This window comes from Pseudoalteromonas ardens (genome assembly GCF_030125445.1).
Classification (GTDB): Bacteria; Pseudomonadota; Gammaproteobacteria; order Enterobacterales; family Alteromonadaceae; genus Pseudoalteromonas; species Pseudoalteromonas ardens.
Map to the genome: position 1 here is coordinate 107,479 of NZ_JASJUV010000001.1, position 18,386 is coordinate 125,864.

Sequence of the window (18,386 nt, forward strand, 5' to 3'; positions counted from 1 at the left end):
AAGTAGCCAGTTTTGCCATGACTTTGAAATCTGCGACTATTATTAAAACAGCAATATTAAATGCTGTTGGAGTTGTACTCCAGGGATACATAGCACTGAGAAGTTTACCGTCAGAGACAATAAGGTGAAATCATGTGCAACTCCTCGCTCAGGGTCCAATCCGTGCTATTGCGGACTCTGCCTATACTACTCTGTCCAGTGTTGGCTGTCGCTGAAACGCAGAGCAATACACCTACTAGTGACCAAAGCGCCATTGAAACGATTGCAGTAACAGGAACGCGGATCAAGCGCTCTATACAATCTGACAGCGCTTCTCCGATATCGAGCACCGAACTGAGTGACCTGACCGATATCGGCGCGAACAACATCAGAGACCTGATTGAAGTATTGCCCTTTAATGCCGGGTCTCAGAACAACTCAGATAATTTGTCGCAAAACTTCACGGTGGGGACCTCAAACGTCAACCTTCGGGGCTTGGGGGTCTCTTCAACTTTGGTACTACTCAATGGGATCCGGCAAGTTACGTCAGCGGTGGTGACCGATCAGGGCGCCAGTTTTGTTGATACCGCCTCTTTGGTCCCGACGCTGGCGATTAAACGGGTTGAAATATTAAAAGATGGAGCTTCTGCCATTTACGGTTCGGATGCGGTCGCGGGTGTAGTCAACTTTATTACCCGGGATGACCTGGAAGGCACTGAGCTGCAGTACGAGTACCGAACCCGCTGGAGTGATGGCGATCAGGATGACACCAAAATTGATTTTGCCCATGGCGGATATGTCGGTGATACCGGACATATGTTATTTGCGGTCAGTTTTCTTGAGCGCTCAAGCTTGTTGCTTGATGAGGTCGACTGGCTGCAGCCGGCAACCAGTAGCTTTGGTAACCCGGGCAGCTTTGTCATTCCGTCGATGGCAGATGAAAATAATCCCAATGGTTTAACGGTTGCGGATCCAAATTGTGTGGCCAATGGGGGAATCTTTTCCGAAGGGAGCAATGGCAACTCGTTCTGTCTGTTTGATTTCGGCCCGCAAATCACGGCGGTCCCAAATGAAGACCGACTACAGGCTTATGCCCGGGCTACCTGGGACTGGAGCGATACGACACGTTTGTGGGCTGAATTTGGTTATGCCAGAAACAAAATTACCCGCGAAGTTTCGCCGAGCTTTCCGGTATTGAATGCGCCAAGTGTGCTTGCCAGTCATCCGGATAACCCCTATGGCGAAGATATCTTCTTTCGCGGTCGTCCCTATGGCGTAGGCAAACCAACCGAAATTAACTACTACGATCACACGACGTCTCGGTTTGCGTTTGGCGGTGATGGCGAGTTAACCGAAGGGGTATATTGGCAGTTCTCGTTTGTTGCAGCAGCGAATGACGCCATACTGAACCCCAGAGATGTCATTACCGATAATTTTCAGGCTGCTTTGCATGGCTTAGGGGGGATAAAATGCAGCGGCACCACCGCCGCTGAGGCTGGACAAGGGGAGTGTTATTACTTTAACCCCTTTGACCCTCAAGACCCTGATAATGAACTGCTGAGAGACTTCATTATCGGTGACTATCTGGGCGATGCCGAGTCTGAAATGCGCGTTTACGAAGCCGTGATAACGGGAGAGTCGTTGTTTGAAGTCGGTGGGGGAGATGTTGGGTATGCGCTCGGCTTTCAGTACCGGGATGAGTCCATCAATAATGTCTATGATTCCTTTACCCAGCAAGACAGCTTTGCCTTTTTGATTGGTAATCAGAATTTTTACGGTGAGCGTGATGTGAAAGCCCTGTTTGCTGAGGTACTGGTGCCCCTGACCCTGGATTTGGAAATTGGTGCGGCGGTGCGGTATGAGGACTACGGTGAGTTTGGCGGCGATACGACCAATCCAAAAGTGTCTTTCCTCTGGCTTGCGAATGACTTGTTTTCTTTCCGGGGAACCTACAGTACGTCATTCAGAGCGCCTTCTGTTCACCAGTTACAGGGGGTGCAGACCAACTTTGCCAACATAACAGATCCGGAGGATGGCTCCACAACCTTTGGTGGTAACCGAACTGTGGGCGACCCGGATCTGGTGCCGGAAACCTCACAAGCCGTTAATCTGGGTTTATCCTTCTCTTTGGACGAGCTTTCTGTTGATTTAGATTACTGGGACTTTTCTTTTGAAGATGTGCTTACTCGTGAAAGCCATCAGGCCGTGGTGAATGCGAATCCTAATGATCCGACTCGGGTGATCCGTACATCAGCGGGCACCATTTCAATCGTGAATACCAAGTTTATTAATGCAGAAGCGATTGATACCTCCGGGCTGGATATCAGCGCAACGACTATTTATCGCACGGATCTTGGTGATTTCAGGCCACAACTTAAGGCTTCTTATCTGTTGAGCTACGATTTAATGGATGCATCCGGCAACACCAGTGATGGATTGGGTAAACTCAACCGTAATACGGTCGGCAATCCGGCGCCGCGGTTACGTGGCAGCATAGGTATGAACTGGTCGGACGGAGAGCACAGTGCAAATATCTATCTTCGTCATGTTGCCAGCTATGAAAATGATGTAAGTGGTGAATCTATCAGCTCTTTCAACACCATTGATCTGCAATACAGTGTCAATCTTGGTGAAGTGGTCAGAGAGGACTCAGAAACCCGGCTCATTGCAGGCATAGTCAATGCGACCGATGAAGATCCGCCATATGTGGCCATTGCCGGCAGTTATGACCCCAGAACGGGCGATCCGCGTGGGCGCCGGGCCTATATAAAAATCCAGCTGAGCTTTTGATTGATGGCTAACTGTGTGCAGGTGCCGCAACGCGTACTGAATGTCAGGTTTGCTTGCCAGGCTATGTGGCATATAGCCTGGCAAAGAGTCGTGCCTCTATGATTATACGCAGGCTGTTTCATGTTCTGATAATGCTCTGTTTATTGGGGGCCAGTGTGCCCGAAGAGCGGGTGATCAAGCTGGTCACGCTGGAATATCCACCTTATGAATTCCAGGGAAAAAATGGCCCCAGTGGCATCGCCGTGGAATTAGTGCGCGAGGTTTTCAGGCGCATGGAGCAGCCCTACACAATTGAAATTCTGCCCTGGGGCAGAGCGATTAGAGAAGTTGAGATTGGGCGCTATGATGGCATTTTCACCATTTATAAAACCCCACAGAGACTGACCTTTTTGGATTATGCGGACGAACTCCTGATAGAGCAATCAATTGCCTTGTTTACGTTGAGAAAAAACAACATTCATTTTGATGGCCGGCTTAACTCACTGGCACCTTATCGGGTAGCGGTGATGCACAAAGTGAGCTACGGCTCAGAAATTGACACTGCGCTAAAAAGGGGGGTGTTTGAGAACGTGGTTACAACGGATACGGGCACAAAGAGTTTTGAATTGCTGCTAGCTGATCGTGTTGAAGTGGTCGTGATCAACAGGCTGGGGGCGCTTGAAATCATTAAACAGCTGGGGATTGAAGACTTGGTTGCAGAGGTGCCGAGCTACCGATATGAGATACCCAGTTATATTGCGTTTTCTAAAACGCGCACGCTGGAAAAGACCAGGCTGGAAGTAGAACAAACTTTGCGAGAAATAAAAAAGGACGGTACATACGACAAAATATTGCAAGAGTACCTGAAGCACTACAACAAGGAGCAGTCCATTTACGATACGTCACCACAAACAGGTAAAGCAGTTGAAGAGCGCTCTTAAACCAGCGCAACAAAGAGGCTCAGTCACATGAAACTCAAAATAAAATCCAGATTGATCTTATTGTCACTTATCCCCGTGATCATCATTTCATCGGTTGTGACTTTAATCACGTATCTGGAAGCCAAAAAGCTCAATGAGGTGCAGGTCGATTTGAGCCGAAAAGAGATGATGCGGATGAAGCGCGTCGAGCTTAAAGCCTACCTGGAAATTGCAAAAACAGTCCTGACGCCACTCATGCAGGGAGACCACGCCGAGTCAGAAGCCATTGCATTGCTTAAGAATATTAAGTTCAGCGGGACCGGTTATCTATTTGGCTTTAAGCCCGACGGGACGCGTGTAATGCAGGGCGACAGCGATCAGGGTATTGGTAAAAACTTCATTGACTTGCAGGATAAACGAGGTAATTACCTGGTTCGAGACATCATTACATCGGCACAAACGGGAGATGGGTATTCGGTTTACTATTTTCCAAAACTGGGTCAGACGGAGCCATTACCTAAGCTGGCCTACAGCATTTATATTGCTAAATGGGATCTGATTGTGGGCACCGGCTTTTACACGGACGATGTAGATGCGCTGGTTAAGTCAATGCGAGACGAAAACGAAGTACGGCTCTATGAGAGCATCGCGAATATATTGGTGTTTACTTTGGTGGTGTCTGTCGGGGTCGCCGGGTTAGGTCTGATGATCAGTAAGAGCATTACTGTACCTTTGTCTAAATTTGAAGACACCATTCACATTTATGCCGCCAGAGATGCCGATTTAACCGTGCGGATCCCGGATTTTACCGTGCCTGAATTTGATAGTCTGAGTCGGGATTTTAATATCTTTCTGGGGCAGCTCCATGAACTCATCAAGAAGGTGGCTAAGCTTACCAATGAAGTTGTAGATGAAACGCGCCAAATCTCCACAGCGTCGGGCGACATCAATTCAATATTACTGCGCCAGCAAACGGAAACTGAGCTGATAGCCACGGCGATGACTCAGCTGACGGCGTCTGCGGAGGAAATCTCTCGCAATGCCAATGAGGCCGCGAACTCGGCTAAAAATGCCGACAGCAGCGCCAATGATACCCGGCATTCTGTTGACGAAGCCATGAACTCGGTGAATACCCTGGCCGAAAAGCTGGATGAGGCCAGTAGCGTGATTTCAAAGTTGGAAGGGGATGTTCAGGGGATCTCCGGGTCATTATCCATCATCCAGGAAATAGCTGAACAAACCAACCTGTTAGCGCTGAATGCGGCCATAGAGGCGGCTCGCGCAGGGGAGCAGGGCAGAGGGTTTGCTGTGGTGGCCGACGAAGTCAGAGAGCTGGCTACCCGGACGCAAAAAAGCGCATCTCAGATCCTGGGCGTGATCAACACACTCACTGACGGCTCAAAAGATGCGGTACGTGCAATGGAGTCTAGCAAAAGTTACAGCGCGACCACCGTTGATAAAGCAGCTTCAGCATCCGAGTCGCTCAAACAGATAGTGCAATTTATTAATGAAATCCTCAGTGTCAATGAGCATATCGCTGATGCGACCAAGGAGCAAAACATCGTCGACAAGGAAGTATCAGAGCGCACTGACTCTATTTCACAGCACAGTAAGGAGTCGGTGTCGATTGGTACTGAGAATTTAGCTGTCAGTACTAACCTGAGTGAAAAGGCAGGCGAGCTGGCTGCTATCGTTAATCGCTTTAAGATCTGAAATGCAGGAACTTAGCGGATGTCAATGTACCTGTTAGGAAAGTGAAATCATGCTAAAGAAACTTAAAAGCCTGGGGCCTGGCGTGATTGTGACCGCCGCCTTTATAGGTCCTGGCACTATTACCGCGTGTACTTTAGCCGGCGCTCAGTTTGGTTATGCTTTGTTATGGGCGTTGGTTTTTGCAACCCTGGCGACCATCATTTTGCAGGAGATGTCAGCCCGTGCAGGGATAGTAACACAGCAGGGGCTGGGGGCCGTGATCCATCAATCGCTGGCCGACTCGATTTGGAAATGGCCATTGTTTATCTTAATCATTGTGGCCATTTGTGTCGGAAATGCCGCGTATGAGGCGGGCAATTTAGTGGGCGCTGCGCTGGGTATTGAGGCGATCACGACGCCGGGCAAGTGGGTCTTTCGTGGCTCCATTATTGCGTTGACGGCGGTTGGTGCCGTGATTTTAATCCTCGGGACCTACAAACAGATAGAGCGCATCTTGATCACTCTGGTGGCAATTATGGCGCTGGCTTTTGTTGTTACCTTTTTCCTGGTTGACCCAGATTTAACGGCGTTGCTAAAGGGCATGGCAACCCCTCAATTGCCCAAGGGATCTTTACTGACGGTCATTGCGCTGATAGGCACAACTGTGGTGCCTTACAACTTGTTTTTGCATGCATCAGCCGCCAAAGCGCATTGGACAAATCCGGAGGATATTCCACAAGCGCGTGCAGATACCGCCATTTCCATTGGTCTGGGCGGGCTCATAGCCATTCTGGTGACCTCTACGGCAGCGGCGAGTATCTTTACCCTCGGGTTGAGTGTTAACAATGCGGTTGATATGGCCAAAGTGTTTGAGCCTCTGTTTGGCAGTTTGTCTAAGTACCTGTTGGGCATTGGCTTGTTTGCAGCGGGATTGAGCAGTGTTATCACGGCACCACTGGCAACCAGTTACGTGGTCACCGAGTTGCTGCAATTGAACACCGAAGTAGACACCCGGGCCTTTCGCTTGATCAGCGTCACTGTGATAGTGATTGGTGCGGTGTTATCTATGGCCAATATTAAACCTATAGAGATCATTCTGTTGGCTCAGTTTGCCAACGGCTTGTTATTGCCTATCATCGCCGGTTTTTTGTTGTATGTTATGAACAACAAGCGGATGCTAGGGAAATACGCAAATACAACGGTTTCGAATATTCTGGGCTTTTCTGTGCTGCTCTTTACCGCCATGCTGGGAATTCGTCTTATAGCCAAATCTCTGGGATGGATTTGACACGACAAAAGCACCAGGCGGGGATATGAAAAGCTGAAGCGCGTTACTCGCCCCAGCTAACTTTACATTGTGATGATATTATACCAATTTCACTTAATACCTGGTCTATTTGAAGGAGCAAATAGGACGCTAACAGCGTTAAAAATTTCTCATTTAGAACAACTAAATAGCAAAATTTTTGCCTCGCCTACATGGATGTAGGTGCCTCAGCGATAGCAGGACGCGAGAGCGGTGTTATCGCCACTATTTTCTTGCCTCAAAATAGATCACTTAATTAAGCAAATTGGTATTAACCCGGGTTACCCGTGCCTTTGACTTTTCTTGAATGAAATATCGCCAGGCCAATATACACGCAGGTTGCATAGATATTAATAAAAGGGATCAAAGCAACGAGCACGGCAACGGCTTTGCTGTATTGATATTTATAGGCAATCAGTAAGTTTACGCCCAGACACAGGATAAACTGTAGCGCAAGCACTGTGGGGGCTAACGGGATCTCTCCATTTCTTAGCATTTCTAACATAATTTAAGTCCTTGGAAGTGGGGTAATAATAACTCGTCCAGTAGTTCCGCCAACATGAACCACTGTTACGCGAATGCCATACTCAGCCGCTTTCTCTATGAAGCGCTCGAGTTTATGTTGCGAAGAAAACTCATAGGTGCCTGCAATAGATCTGCCAGCATCGGGAATAGTATTTCCGTCTGAATCTGTTGAGCTATCTGGTACGTAAGTCATCCGGAGCCTTGTTGACCGAATGGTTGATGCGCGCATTGTGTTTTTGAGCAATCATCGAACTCGAATGGCGACTCTTGTTTGCCTTTTCCATAGCCGCTTAGTCCTTTAAGTTAACTAGAATGTGATAATGTTAGCACGGCTTTGTGCTTGCAATTATTTTTGTGATTATAAAATTCGGAGGCTTTAACCATCAGACTTAGCTAAAGTATATCGCCTCTGACTTTTGAGGTACTGGCTGACGGTCACCTTGTCTGCTGACATGCGGCTAAACAGATAAATAATAGCTGAGTTCGCATTGAGCCATTACTTTGTTTTTATCATACGAGGTACAAAATTAGTGTTAGTTTGTTCATATGTGAATCGCGTTTCAATGTGCTATTTGTGAAAGCATCAGATCGCTGTCCGAATTTTGCCAGTGGGAATAATAATAGGTAAGGGCGTTTTGCTCGGTGTAAAAAGCACTGGTAACAAACTGAGCAGACTCGGGTAGCGGCTGCTCAGACAACAGGGTTAGATTGCGGTCAAACTCAAGCAGGCGCTGGGCATCCTGTGTTCCTATCTGCACCAGGATACGCTCATCAACACTAAAGGCGTTGCGTATCTTACCGGTGTCGGGCTGCCAGCTCAGCCCCGCGGATGTAATAAGCGTATTGTCCTGCCAGTCAACTCTGTGTGTCTCGCTTGCATAGATAAGGTGTTCGGAGCCTGATAACAACTCTGCCTTCCCGGAGCCGATGTGATACTTCACTATATTTGCCTGTCCTGCGTGGGCCAGGTAAAGCACGTCTTGCCCTGATAATTCAGATGTTTGCCAGTACTCGACGCGTGCTATTGGCTGAGTTATTGGTAACTCAATCAGCTGGCGGGTTGCGACGTCAAAGCGATAAACTTTTTGATCCGCTGCAAAGACCAGGTGTTGTGCAGTACGGTGCCAGATAGCACGTGAAATAAAGTCTTCCCTCCCGGGATTGGTGAAAATAACCTCGGGTTGTTTACCGTGCTCTGACAGATAAAGTTGCGGGTAACCACTGCGATTCGAAACAAATGTCATACTTCGGCCATCTGGCGAAACAGAGGCAAGATAGTCTTCATACTTACTGTCAATTAGCGCTGTGCCAGAATCTTGGCTGCTGAATACATTAATGGTTTGATGAGCCTGACTGGTGAGAAGCTTGTTTTGATATAGGTCCGCACCAGTGACACCTGCCGTAAGATCATGTTGAAACGGCACCAGCTGATTATGTGTGTCTAGTGTGAAAACGCCCGGTTTTAAACTGTCCAGCACGATAAGGCGGTCAATGTAATTAGACCAGGCAAGCTTATAGCGCCCGCCGAGTTCAGCGTTAATCATGGTGACTGTCCGTGAATCGGGCTCAATTCTAAGTAGCTTGTTGCTCTTTTTATTTTCAAACAGCGAAACATAAAGGCCATCAGGTGTTGCGGCCAGGTCAATGATATCTTGTGTATCGGGCAGGTTTATCAAGGTTTTATGCTCAAAACTGACTAAGTCCAGCTGCATGATGGCACTGTGCCGAAGGTGGGTTTGGTCCTGAGCCTGACTTGATTGATATGAAACAAAGTAAACAGAGGAGCCCGGCCCTCTGAGCAGGTGCTTAATGTCCCTCAGGTGTTTGGGTACCGGAAGACTTTGCCGGGCCTGAATCCCCGAGCTTGTCAGTTTGTATCGATGTAGCTTAACCCCTGCGGGGTCTTTCACTGCAACCAACAGCTGTTGGTTAGTTAACCAGGTAAAGTTGCGGATCTGTGCATTGTCAACATGCAGGCTGAGATCCGATTTTCCTTCTTGTCGCACCACTAATTCGGTTTGCTTATCAGCATTGTGACGTAAGAATGCAATCGCCTTCCCATCGGGTGCAAACTGGCCATTAAATTCAGTCAGTGAGGTAAAGGTAAATGGCACGGTAGATGTGAGTGCTGTACTCGGCCTAAAGTAATTATAAGCAATAAAAACAATAGCTAAAACTATCATTGAGAGTGCAGGTATAAGTAATTTACGCGTTTTCTCAGAGCGTGGCTTTGACCGTGAAATAGTTGCTTCTAAGCTATAGCCTTGCTTGGCATGGGTAAAAATGAGCTGAGGTGATTTCGCACTGTCCCTGAGAGCTTTTCTAACCAGCGCAATCAGCCGTTGCAATGAACTGGGCGAAAAAACACGCCCAGGCCAGATTGCGTCAAACAGGGACTCTTGTTTAATTACGGTATTGGGTTGTCCCGCAAGAATACATAATAGGGTCATTGCTTTTGGTTCTAGCGTGCAAATCTCATCCGGGTGCTGCACCTGGTTGCGGTGGGGATCAATAACTATGTCGTTTATTACAAAAGCCTGCGTTAATTTTTCCATGCCTAACTTATTGAATTATAGAACCTAAGAAATTCCTAAGGTAAAAATTGGGGTAACTGCATGGCCTAACCAGCTTGCTTCGTGTTGTTTTACTTGGCGCAGTCATTGGGAGTACCTAACCCGAATAGGCCACCCATTGGGCGCTTGTATTCATTAGCGTGCTCACTACTGAACGTCTTTGGATACTCACGGGGAGAGTATTTAAGCGCTTTTTAATAATAAACACAATGGAGTAAACAAAAATGAAGCAAGTTTGGCTGGTGATATTGTTACTAGTATCTGGCATAGGCTGGAGTAATGAAAGAGAAGTTGAGATAGAGATCACCTCTACCGTATTCGAAGAAAAGCGTAAGGTGCACATCTCTTTGCCAACAGGTTATTTTGACAGGGTAAACCAGGATCGGCGTTATCCGGTATTGTATCTGACTGATGCACGAGCACAGATGACGCATACCGCAAGCATGATCCATTATCTGCAAGGGGGCATCTCTGAAATGATTGTTGTTGGAATAGAGACGCCTTCACGAAGCCGGGATTTTAGCCCGTATGACGCGGACGGTCAGGTTATCGTTAACCCAGCTGAGCACTCGCTGCTAAATTTTATTCGTACAGAAGTTAAGCCGCTTGTAGCGCGACGTTATCGAACGAACTCTTTTGCTCTACTCAGTGGTCATTCGCTGGGCGGTTTATTTACTTTGTACAGTATGCTGACAGCTCCCGAACTTTTTGATGTCTATATTGCGTTATCACCGGCAATGGGGTGGGGGAGCAAAAACTTACTGCCTTTTATTGAGCAACACCCTGCGCGACTAAAGCTGGATAAAACACTCATCATAGCGACCGAAGCGGATACACCATTTGAACAACAAATACCTAATTTTATTCGTCTCAGAAAGAGCCTGGACGCGCACGCTGGTCCTCAGCTAAATTGGCAAGCCAGTCTTTATGAGGCTGAGGATCATATGACGATAGCGCATATTGGTTTGTATGATGCTGTACGTTACGTATTTCGTAATTGGTGGATCACAGGTGAGCGGATAAAGGGAGACAAACTTAAATTTGATGCGCATTACCAGGGGTTGTCCGAGCGCCTTGGCTATGAAGTCGTGCCTGAGTTTAATGAAATGTGGGGGCTGACTAATTACCTGGTCGTCAAAGCGTACCTTGAAGAGGCAGAATACATCGTAAATAAGTGGATCCAATATTATCCGCATACGGCAGAGCCTTACGCTATGCTGAGCCGGGTGTTTATGGCCAAGGAGTCACCACAGCGGGCACTGGAAGCGGTGAACGAAGCCATTAAACTGTCAGTGAATGATACGCGTCAGCTGGACAGGCTAAAGAGACAAAAAGATAAGATCCAATACGCACTTTGATGTAAAAAGAGCAGATGGGGATCTACCTGGTTCAGCTATCTGGCGGGCATGATAAATAAGTCTGATCAAAGCGGTATTATCTGCCAGCGCTGGTGCTGTAAACGCTCTCGGGCAGTAATCCAGCTCAAGTGAGCCGATAGCTATCAAGCTCAGTGCTTTCATCTTAAGGTTTGATGACTGCACTGAGCTTGTTGAATAAGTTGTTTTACTCAAGCTGCGCTTTTAAGTACTCCACAGCAGCTTCCAGCTGGTTATCTTGATGTGTTATGACGCTTTCTATCGTCCTGGGTACCCATATATCAATTTCGACGCCCGCGTTGATCAAGGGATCACCATTGAGTCGGTTTGCAAGCATATTGGTGAAGACAAAAATACTATCCCGAGACAAGTTATCCGAGAAGTTAAAGAAATCCGCTTTGAAGATTTCCCCGTTGATCCCTGATGTGGCTTCACCCAGGACTTTTATTCCGCCAGCGCGGGCAAACACAAGTGCATGCTCATTCTGACTTTGGCTTTCCCTGGAGGCCAGTGCAATTGCCGGAATATTCAGTGCGTCTTGTGCGATGCGGATTGTCTGTGGCAGGTTTTGTATCTGCACGTCAGTTTGATTAGGGGCGCCTTGCCAGTAGTGGGCAAGCGTGTTGTTAACGGCATCCGTTTCAATAAACCAACTGAGTACCCCCTGCCAGCCTTGCCAACTGGTTGGGTAATGGCGCATATCCAGCACGACGGCTTTGGCATCTGCCAACTGTGACTTGAGTGAGCTGAGGGCTTGCTGCTCGACATTATAAACGTTAATACGATAAATGTTGTCACCTAAAGGCTCCAGCACATCAGGGCTGTGAGGCACATATCTGAGACCGCTGAAATTGAGAGAGCTCTCGCTCTTAAGCGGGGTTACGGTTTGCTGGATCACACGCTCATCTGGCTTTTTTATCTCGTAGCGAACGGGTGTTGAAGAGGTTTGGTAAAAGTGCATGCGTGCAACCCGGTTAACCCCTTGTAGTTGGTTGTAGAAAGAACTAGCAGTTCGGTTTTGCAGATAAGCCTGCACCGCTTCACCGTCAATGGAGATTATCTCGTCGCCTATCTCGATTTCCGACGGATTATTTTGCTCCGTGCGCGTAACAATGGCTTTTCCTTCAACAATTTCGAAGAAAAAGGGCATGTAATAATCAAACGGGGGTAACTGAGGGTCTGGTAAGACAATACTGAGGTGATTGTCATTGAGCTTTGTAAATTCGCTATAAATGCGCGTGTTTCTTTGCGTAAGGTCCGACTCAGTACAGGCATTTAATAATGGCTTAAGGCTTTGCGTCCAGTTCAGTTCGACCTGGTGAAAATAAGGCCAAAAGTGCTGGATCATGGCCCACATGCCAGAGACGGTTGCCATACATATTTCAGGATGTTCAAAGTTTTCTGTCAGTTGCCAGCGCCCGACCTGAGAAAACGTATCGCCCGTTAACTGAGTTTGTGCGGGCAGGTACAACGGGACATAAACTCTTTGCTGGCCGTAGTCCAGCGTCGCATATCGGTTGTTGGGCAAATACGGCTGGTTACTGAGTGAGGCGTAGTTGCCTGAGCGCAGGTCTCTTTCATAGAAACGCTGAGAAAAAGGCGCATTTTGTTGCCAGGCCATGACTTGTGTTTGCTGCTCTAGTGTGGGCAAGTGGTCTTGTTGTGTTGTGACATAGGGGGCGATTTGTCTCAGTAACTCTATGCCCTTGTCTGAACGAGCTGTCTCTTCTGTCTGGCTTAGCTCGACAATACTTTCGGCAATAAAGAGTGGCCAGTCTGATGCGCTTACTTCTTCAGAGGGATAAAAGTACTGTACTGAATGTGCCAGCGTGACAAAGTGTTCTACGTCTTCAATCAGTGCTTCATTAAATGTGATATCGGGACGCGCCTGGGGAGAGTTTGGTAAGCGGTTATTATCTGGAGGAGACACAGGGCTTGAACCCGGTGGTTGGGTGTTCTCATTGCCATTGTTACCCCCACTGCCGCCACAGGCCGTCAAACACACGCTTACGCATATTAAAAGCAACTGATTTCGCATCACACATTTCCTTTTTTTATCATTATCAGGTACGAAGCTAGCGTTAATTTGTTCAGCTGTAAACCCCACTGGCAGGGGGGATCTATATGCTTGTTTAAATAGAAAAGGGGGTTGTGGACAAGGAGATTGCGCTATTGACTAACAATCTCCTTCAGCGTACTGGCCTAAAAAGCCAATTAGTTACGATATATGGACCTGTGCGAAAGCCAATTGTAAAGCCTGGCTACAGACACTGGTTAGAAACTGATTGACCTGGTTTTGGGTCTCACGGGTAAAACTATCGTGGCCACCGGGTAGTGCTATGTGTTGATATGGATAAGAAAATTTAACCTGTTCGAGTGACTCGGTGATTTCGTTTGCCATCGCGTGAGACGGCCAAATCTCATCTTGTTCAGCTGAGACCAGGAGGGTTAGCCCGTTGGTTGTTTCCACCGTTATCCTGATGCTGTCTCTGTATCACATAGTTATTTTATCTGAATATCCTGCTAGTGCCTACTGCTGTCGTAGCCGTGTCTATGCTATACAACATGTTCACCCCCCGAGCAACTGGGGTCCTGGAGAACCTTTGTGGGAGCGCAGCATTGGTTTGTGCCTGGCTTGTAGCCATCATAAAGTTGCCTGTCGCGACAGCCGGGGTGTCTCCTAGTACCTTGGTATTAACCTGAGAGACGGAATCTGTGATTTGATTGTTTACTGCGGTAGGAAATGCCATGAGCTTACTCCTTGTCGGGGTTGTAAAGTGCCTTGTTATTATGGTTCAGTCTTAACTTCTGCACGATTACATCCTATTACAGCTAAGCGCATCTGCTAGTTGCGCAAACATCACTATTCCTCATGTGCGTACAATTTACATTTATAGTTTCAGTCCTTATGATAGCCACCTGCAACTGATTATCATTTTTATTATCGGGAGGAGTTGTTTGGTACATAAAATACTCTTAATTGAAGACGACAGTACGTTAAGCGCCTACCTGGCTGGTTTATTGCGTAAGGCGGGCTATCACATAGATCAATGCTTTGACGGTGAACGCGGACTTGAAGTGGCAAGGACTCAGCAGCACCATTTGATCCTGCTGGATAAAATGCTACCTAAACTTGATGGGGTGACTTTGCTACAAAAACTACGCGAATCGAGCCAGCAGCCAGTGATCATGGTCTCTGCTAAAGGTGCAGAAGAAGAACGAATTGTGGGCCTCAGTCACGGTGCGGATGACTATGTAGCAAAGCCGTTTAACGCAACAGAATTATTATTGAGAATTGAGCGCCTGTTAAAGCGCAGTCACGGTAATACTGCACCCATCACTGAGTCTGAAATTACTGTGGATGGTCTCAGGCTCGCACTGCAAACGCAGTCTATAACGCTGCATGGCAAGCCGCTGGATTTTACGCCGATCCAGTTCAAACTGCTGTGGGCACTCATGTCACAGCAAAATACCATAGTCCCTAAAGCTGACCTTTATCTGTCGGTACTGAACAAAAAGCTTGGCGCATACGATCGTAGCCTGGATATGCATTTAAGCCGGGTACGCAGAAAACTCAATGATGCCAACTGGTTTGGCGAGCGGCTGCAAACGGTACATGGTCAAGGGTACTGTTTTAAATGAAGCGCACATTTCTCTGGAAGTTATGCATTATTGTGGCAACGGGCTTAGTGGCATTTTTCTATCTGTTACATGCACTGACATTAAAAACAGAAGAAAGCATGAGCATGATTGCAAAAGCGGATCGTGCAGAGCTGACACAGTGGCGCATCAAGTCCGAACAACTCTATATGGCAGATGATACCCAGGCACTGAATGCCTGGTTAGCGCAACTAATGGTGGAAGAATCGACCTGGGCATCAGTCGCCAGTTTCAGGGCGATCCATCTTGCTGGCGAACCAATAGACAAAGACATTGTCGGTACTTACCATTTTGGGCGCAGTATAGAGTGGAAGATTCATCTCTATTTTTCCGCAAATCCGGTGATGGAGTTGCCCTTTGAGCACAGCAATGCCAGCTTGCTGATAAAGCTACCGAGCAGGATGCGCCCCGGTACTTACTGGGCAACTACCAAGTTTTTGCTTCAGGTCCTGATCCCGATGGGGGTATTAGCTGTGCTGTCAGTATTACTTTATCAGCACATTATTACTCCACTACGTAAGCTGGACAGTGCCACATCGGCGTTTAGTCGGGGTAACTTTAAGGTCAGGCTGGGCAGATATTTGGGAAAACGCAACGATGAGTTTGCCCACCTGGCTGCCACCTTTGACCAGATGGCGGCGAAAATTGGTGAGTTGATTGCCAGTCAGCGACAGCTCATTGCCGATCTGTCTCATGAGTTACGCACGCCGCTTACTCGTCTCGACATTGCGGTAGAGAGTTTTGATGTGGATGATGCTCAGACACACCTTGCGCGGATCGCGCGCGAGTCTGCTCAGATCCGTAAACTCGTCGAAGATTCATTGACACTGGCCTGGTTGGAAAATGAAAAACCAGTACTAAAAAGAGAGAACGTCGACCTAGTGGATTTGCTCGATGTGCTGGTGGAGGATGCCAGGTTCGAGTTTCCCGACAGGTGTATTATTTTCGATCCACCCGCTAATGCCATTGTACAAAACAGCTGTCACCGTGCTTTGTGTCCTGCCGTAGAAAACGTCATTCGCAATGCGCTACGTTACACACCGGTGGGCAAGCATGTGCAGGTCACGCTGACACAGCAAACTGAGCAGTATTGCATTCAAATTCAGGATCAGGGGCCTGGTATCCCAGAGGTGTTTCTTGAGAAAGTCTTTGAACCATTTTTTCGTGTTGATAATGCCCGTCTTGCAGAAAATGACAGTTTTGGTCTGGGTCTGGCGTTGGCAAAGCGCCATCTGGCGAGTGTGGGGGCCAGTATCTCGGCACATAACCCCAGCACTGGTGGTCTTTTGGTTACGATAATGATTCCCATTTCTCAAATGTAACAGTTGTAAAAGTGATTGCCTGAAAAGTCTAAATGACAATAATTCCGATTTAGACTTTTAACTTGTTGTTTGACTGAGATGTAAATCATGCCATTTGCCCCACATAAAAATCATTTGTTTAAGAAAAGTTTATTAGCCTGTTCGGTTGCCCTGAGCTGTTTTGGAACCAGCGTTTATGCTGCGCAGACTAGCGATGACACGGACGAGCAGAAAATAGAGCGGATCGCGGTCGTTGGTGCCACAACCAATTCAGAGATCACGCCTGAGGTGTTAGAAAATTATCAGGCGAACGACTTGGAAGACGTTTTTCGCCATACTCCGTCGGTTACGGTCGGCGGATCCTTGGGGATTGCACAAAAGATTTTTGTCCGGGGTCTGGAAGATTCCATGGTGAATGTCACGGTGGATGGTGCGCCGCAAACCAGTACCTTGTTCCACCATATTGGCCGGGTTGCAATAGAGCCTGAGTTGTTGCGTAGCGTTGAAGTGCAAGCGGGTGCTGGTGAGGCAACGGCAGGTTCAGGCGCCGTAGGCGGTGCGATTCGTTTTAAAACCAAAAGTGCTGATGATTTACTCAAGGCCAGTGAACGATTTGGCGGTACAGTTAAAGCGAGTTATTTCACCAATGATGGTCACAAAGAAAGTGTGTCTTTCTACGGTAAAGTCACCGATTCGATAGGTGTGCTGGCCTCGTATGTCACTGTTAGCCGGGAGAACATGGAAGATGGAGATGGTCAGGAAATTCCGGGCACTGCTGCTGATCAGACCCTGGGTTTTGTGAAAGTTAACACGCAACTGACTGACAATCAGGAGTTGGTTGTTAGTTTTGAGCGCCGCAAAGAAGAAGGTAAATTTGGTAAGCAAACCAACTGGGCACCGCTACAAACCGATCCTTTGTTTTCATCCTGGGGGGAGCGCGAAACTTTGGTTCTGAACCATACCTGGTATCACAGCGCTTTGGTCAATTTAGAAACCACAGTTTATCAGACCGAGTCATCATTTAAACGTGAGTTATATACTTGGGATGCGTCGATTGAAACGACCGGCTTTGATATTCGCAATACCAGTGATATCGGTATGCACACCGTGACATATGGTATCGAGCGCAAAAATGACAAAGTAGACTCTGAGTCTTATGGCGATTTTGGCGGCATTTATGACGAAGATGGCACAGTGACTGGGCTCTATGTGCAGGATCACTGGCAATTGCGCGACGATTTACTGTTGAGTTTTGGCTTGCGTCATGACAGTTATGAACTCGATCACAGCGGTATTGATGCTAACTGGGTGAAAGTGGATGGTGTCTGGGTTATCGAAAAAGATGCCAATGGCAACCCAGTGACAACCAGCAACGCATTTTCAACGGAAAAACAGGATGGGATCAGTAAAAACGTCGGCCTTGTGTACGAGCTTGCTGACAACCTCAAGCTGTCGGTGGGTTACGCCGAAGCCCTGCGTGGCAGGCAGGTGGCTGATGCCTTTACAGTCGGTGAGTTAACACCCAATGAAAACCTGAATCCTGAAGAGGTTGAAAATACTGAACTGGGCTTACAATACAACGATGGCACCTGGATGCTGGAAGCGTCACTGTATGTCAGCACCATAGATGATGTGGTGTTTGACAAGTTTAAAGGCCGAGAGGGCGTTTTTTATGAAAACATCGGTGAGTTAGAAAGCAAAGGATTTGAGCTGGTTGCCGGATATCAGGCGGATAATTTTGATGTGATTATCAGCTACAACAACAATGATGTTGAACTGAATAATGCCGTATTTAACTTGCCAGATCCGGCAGCCCCGGATTCGACTAAACCCGTTACAATCAATGGTATCGATATGGCCGCTTATGAATATGGCGGGTTGGGGAATGCGGTTGGCGATTCGGTCAATGTTAATTTTAACTACCACCTGAATGAACAGATCAAACTGGGCTGGAATTATAACTATGTCGCAAGCCTCAATGATATCGAGGTTTTCCATCGCTCTATGGAGCTGGGCTGGGTCACTGAACTGGAAACCATCAGCAAGCCAAGCTATCAACTGGTTGATGCTTATATCAGCTATGCGCCGTTTGAGGCATTAAAAGTAGACTTGTCTGTTCAGAACCTACTCGATGAGTCATATCGCAGTCACGGCAGTGTCGCCGACTATGGTCATATCCCTGGCTATGAAAACGTGGTTGGTATCAAAGAAGCCGGTCGTGATATTCGTTTGACGTTGACCTATCAGTTCTAACCTCAAATCATCTCAGCCATAGTGCTCGTTTA

Annotated in this window: 13 protein-coding genes; 8 read left to right on the plus strand and 5 right to left on the minus strand. The window is 47.5% G+C overall.

Annotated elements, in window-relative coordinates:
- Window positions 1-132 precede the first annotated feature (132 nt).
- The 4 genes from QNM19_RS00460 to QNM19_RS00475 all read left to right on the plus strand — a co-directional run bounded on the left by QNM19_RS00460 (window position 133) and on the right by QNM19_RS00475 (window position 6,648).
- On the plus strand, window positions 133-2,769 hold the full coding sequence (locus tag QNM19_RS00460) for a TonB-dependent receptor plug domain-containing protein (protein ID WP_082225354.1): 2,637 nt from the start codon (window positions 133-135) through the stop codon (window positions 2,767-2,769).
- Window positions 2,770-2,867: 98 nt separating this feature from the next.
- Entirely contained in the window at window positions 2,868-3,689 is an 822-nt protein-coding gene (locus tag QNM19_RS00465) for a substrate-binding periplasmic protein (RefSeq protein WP_156202184.1), read from the plus strand.
- A gap of 27 nt (window positions 3,690-3,716) precedes the next feature.
- Complete coding sequence (locus QNM19_RS00470; protein ID WP_010380732.1) at window positions 3,717-5,381, plus strand: methyl-accepting chemotaxis protein; 1,665 nt, start codon at window positions 3,717-3,719, stop codon at window positions 5,379-5,381.
- A gap of 49 nt (window positions 5,382-5,430) precedes the next feature.
- A complete protein-coding gene (locus tag QNM19_RS00475; RefSeq protein ID WP_049863586.1) occupies window positions 5,431-6,648 on the plus strand; it encodes an Nramp family divalent metal transporter in 1,218 nt (405 codons plus the stop codon).
- A 289-nt stretch (window positions 6,649-6,937) separates the two neighbouring features.
- Here QNM19_RS00475 and QNM19_RS00480 read toward each other — a convergent pair whose 3' ends face one another.
- Together QNM19_RS00480 and QNM19_RS00485 are read right to left on the minus strand one after the other, a co-directional pair.
- A complete protein-coding gene (locus QNM19_RS00480; protein ID WP_049863587.1) occupies window positions 6,938-7,171 on the minus strand; it encodes a hypothetical protein in 234 nt (77 codons plus the stop codon).
- A gap of 580 nt (window positions 7,172-7,751) precedes the next feature.
- On the minus strand, window positions 7,752-9,746 hold the full coding sequence (locus QNM19_RS00485) for a winged helix-turn-helix domain-containing protein (RefSeq protein ID WP_049863588.1): 1,995 nt from the start codon (window positions 9,744-9,746) through the stop codon (window positions 7,752-7,754).
- A gap of 242 nt (window positions 9,747-9,988) precedes the next feature.
- Between QNM19_RS00485 and QNM19_RS00490 the strand changes: the two genes are divergently transcribed.
- Window positions 9,989-11,122, plus strand: a complete 1,134-nt coding sequence (locus tag QNM19_RS00490) for an alpha/beta hydrolase (protein WP_284026158.1) — start codon at window positions 9,989-9,991, stop codon at window positions 11,120-11,122.
- A 205-nt stretch (window positions 11,123-11,327) separates the two neighbouring features.
- Here QNM19_RS00490 and QNM19_RS00495 read toward each other — a convergent pair whose 3' ends face one another.
- From QNM19_RS00495 to QNM19_RS00505, 3 genes are all read right to left on the minus strand, one after another.
- Window positions 11,328-13,178 carry a S41 family peptidase gene (locus QNM19_RS00495; RefSeq protein ID WP_284026159.1) on the minus strand — a complete coding sequence of 617 codons (1,851 nt, stop codon included), beginning with the start codon at window positions 13,176-13,178 and terminating at the stop codon, window positions 11,328-11,330.
- Between the two features lie 180 nt (window positions 13,179-13,358).
- Window positions 13,359-13,610, minus strand: a complete 252-nt coding sequence (locus tag QNM19_RS00500; protein WP_284026160.1) for an alpha/beta hydrolase family protein — start codon at window positions 13,608-13,610, stop codon at window positions 13,359-13,361.
- Between the two features lie 37 nt (window positions 13,611-13,647).
- Window positions 13,648-13,890, minus strand: a complete 243-nt coding sequence (locus QNM19_RS00505; protein WP_284026161.1) for a RebB family R body protein — start codon at window positions 13,888-13,890, stop codon at window positions 13,648-13,650.
- 208 nt (window positions 13,891-14,098) lie between these two features.
- Here QNM19_RS00505 and QNM19_RS00510 point away from each other — a divergent pair, with 208 nt between their 5' ends.
- From QNM19_RS00510 to QNM19_RS00520, 3 genes are all read left to right on the plus strand, one after another.
- Entirely contained in the window at window positions 14,099-14,782 is a 684-nt protein-coding gene (locus QNM19_RS00510) for a response regulator transcription factor (protein WP_284026162.1), read from the plus strand.
- A complete protein-coding gene (locus QNM19_RS00515; protein WP_284026163.1) occupies window positions 14,779-16,122 on the plus strand; it encodes a histidine kinase sensor domain-containing protein in 1,344 nt (447 codons plus the stop codon). Before QNM19_RS00510 ends, QNM19_RS00515 begins: the two co-directional genes overlap by 4 nt.
- 87 nt (window positions 16,123-16,209) lie before the next feature.
- On the plus strand, window positions 16,210-18,354 hold the full coding sequence (locus QNM19_RS00520; protein ID WP_049866092.1) for a TonB-dependent receptor: 2,145 nt from the start codon (window positions 16,210-16,212) through the stop codon (window positions 18,352-18,354).
- The last annotated feature ends 32 nt before the right edge of the window (window positions 18,355-18,386 follow it).

What these genes read in the sequence shown, in the direction of transcription:
- QNM19_RS00475 (WP_049863586.1), top strand. Translation starts at nt 5,431, where the DNA reads ATGCTAAAGAAACTTAAAAGCCTGGGGCCTGGCGTGATTGTGACCGCC.
- QNM19_RS00465 (WP_156202184.1), top strand. Translation starts at nt 2,868, where the DNA reads ATGATTATACGCAGGCTGTTTCATGTTCTGATAATGCTCTGTTTATTG.
- QNM19_RS00495 (WP_284026159.1), bottom strand. Translation starts at nt 13,178, where the DNA reads ATGCGAAATCAGTTGCTTTTAATATGCGTAAGCGTGTGTTTGACGGCC.
- QNM19_RS00515 (WP_284026163.1), top strand. Translation starts at nt 14,779, where the DNA reads ATGAAGCGCACATTTCTCTGGAAGTTATGCATTATTGTGGCAACGGGC.
- QNM19_RS00485 (WP_049863588.1), bottom strand. Translation starts at nt 9,746, where the DNA reads ATGGAAAAATTAACGCAGGCTTTTGTAATAAACGACATAGTTATTGAT.
- QNM19_RS00470 (WP_010380732.1), top strand. Translation starts at nt 3,717, where the DNA reads ATGAAACTCAAAATAAAATCCAGATTGATCTTATTGTCACTTATCCCC.
- QNM19_RS00480 (WP_049863587.1), bottom strand. Translation starts at nt 7,171, where the DNA reads ATGTTAGAAATGCTAAGAAATGGAGAGATCCCGTTAGCCCCCACAGTG.
- QNM19_RS00490 (WP_284026158.1), top strand. Translation starts at nt 9,989, where the DNA reads ATGAAGCAAGTTTGGCTGGTGATATTGTTACTAGTATCTGGCATAGGC.
- QNM19_RS00505 (WP_284026161.1), bottom strand. Translation starts at nt 13,890, where the DNA reads ATGGCATTTCCTACCGCAGTAAACAATCAAATCACAGATTCCGTCTCT.
- QNM19_RS00520 (WP_049866092.1), top strand. Translation starts at nt 16,210, where the DNA reads ATGCCATTTGCCCCACATAAAAATCATTTGTTTAAGAAAAGTTTATTA.
- QNM19_RS00460 (WP_082225354.1), top strand. Translation starts at nt 133, where the DNA reads ATGTGCAACTCCTCGCTCAGGGTCCAATCCGTGCTATTGCGGACTCTG.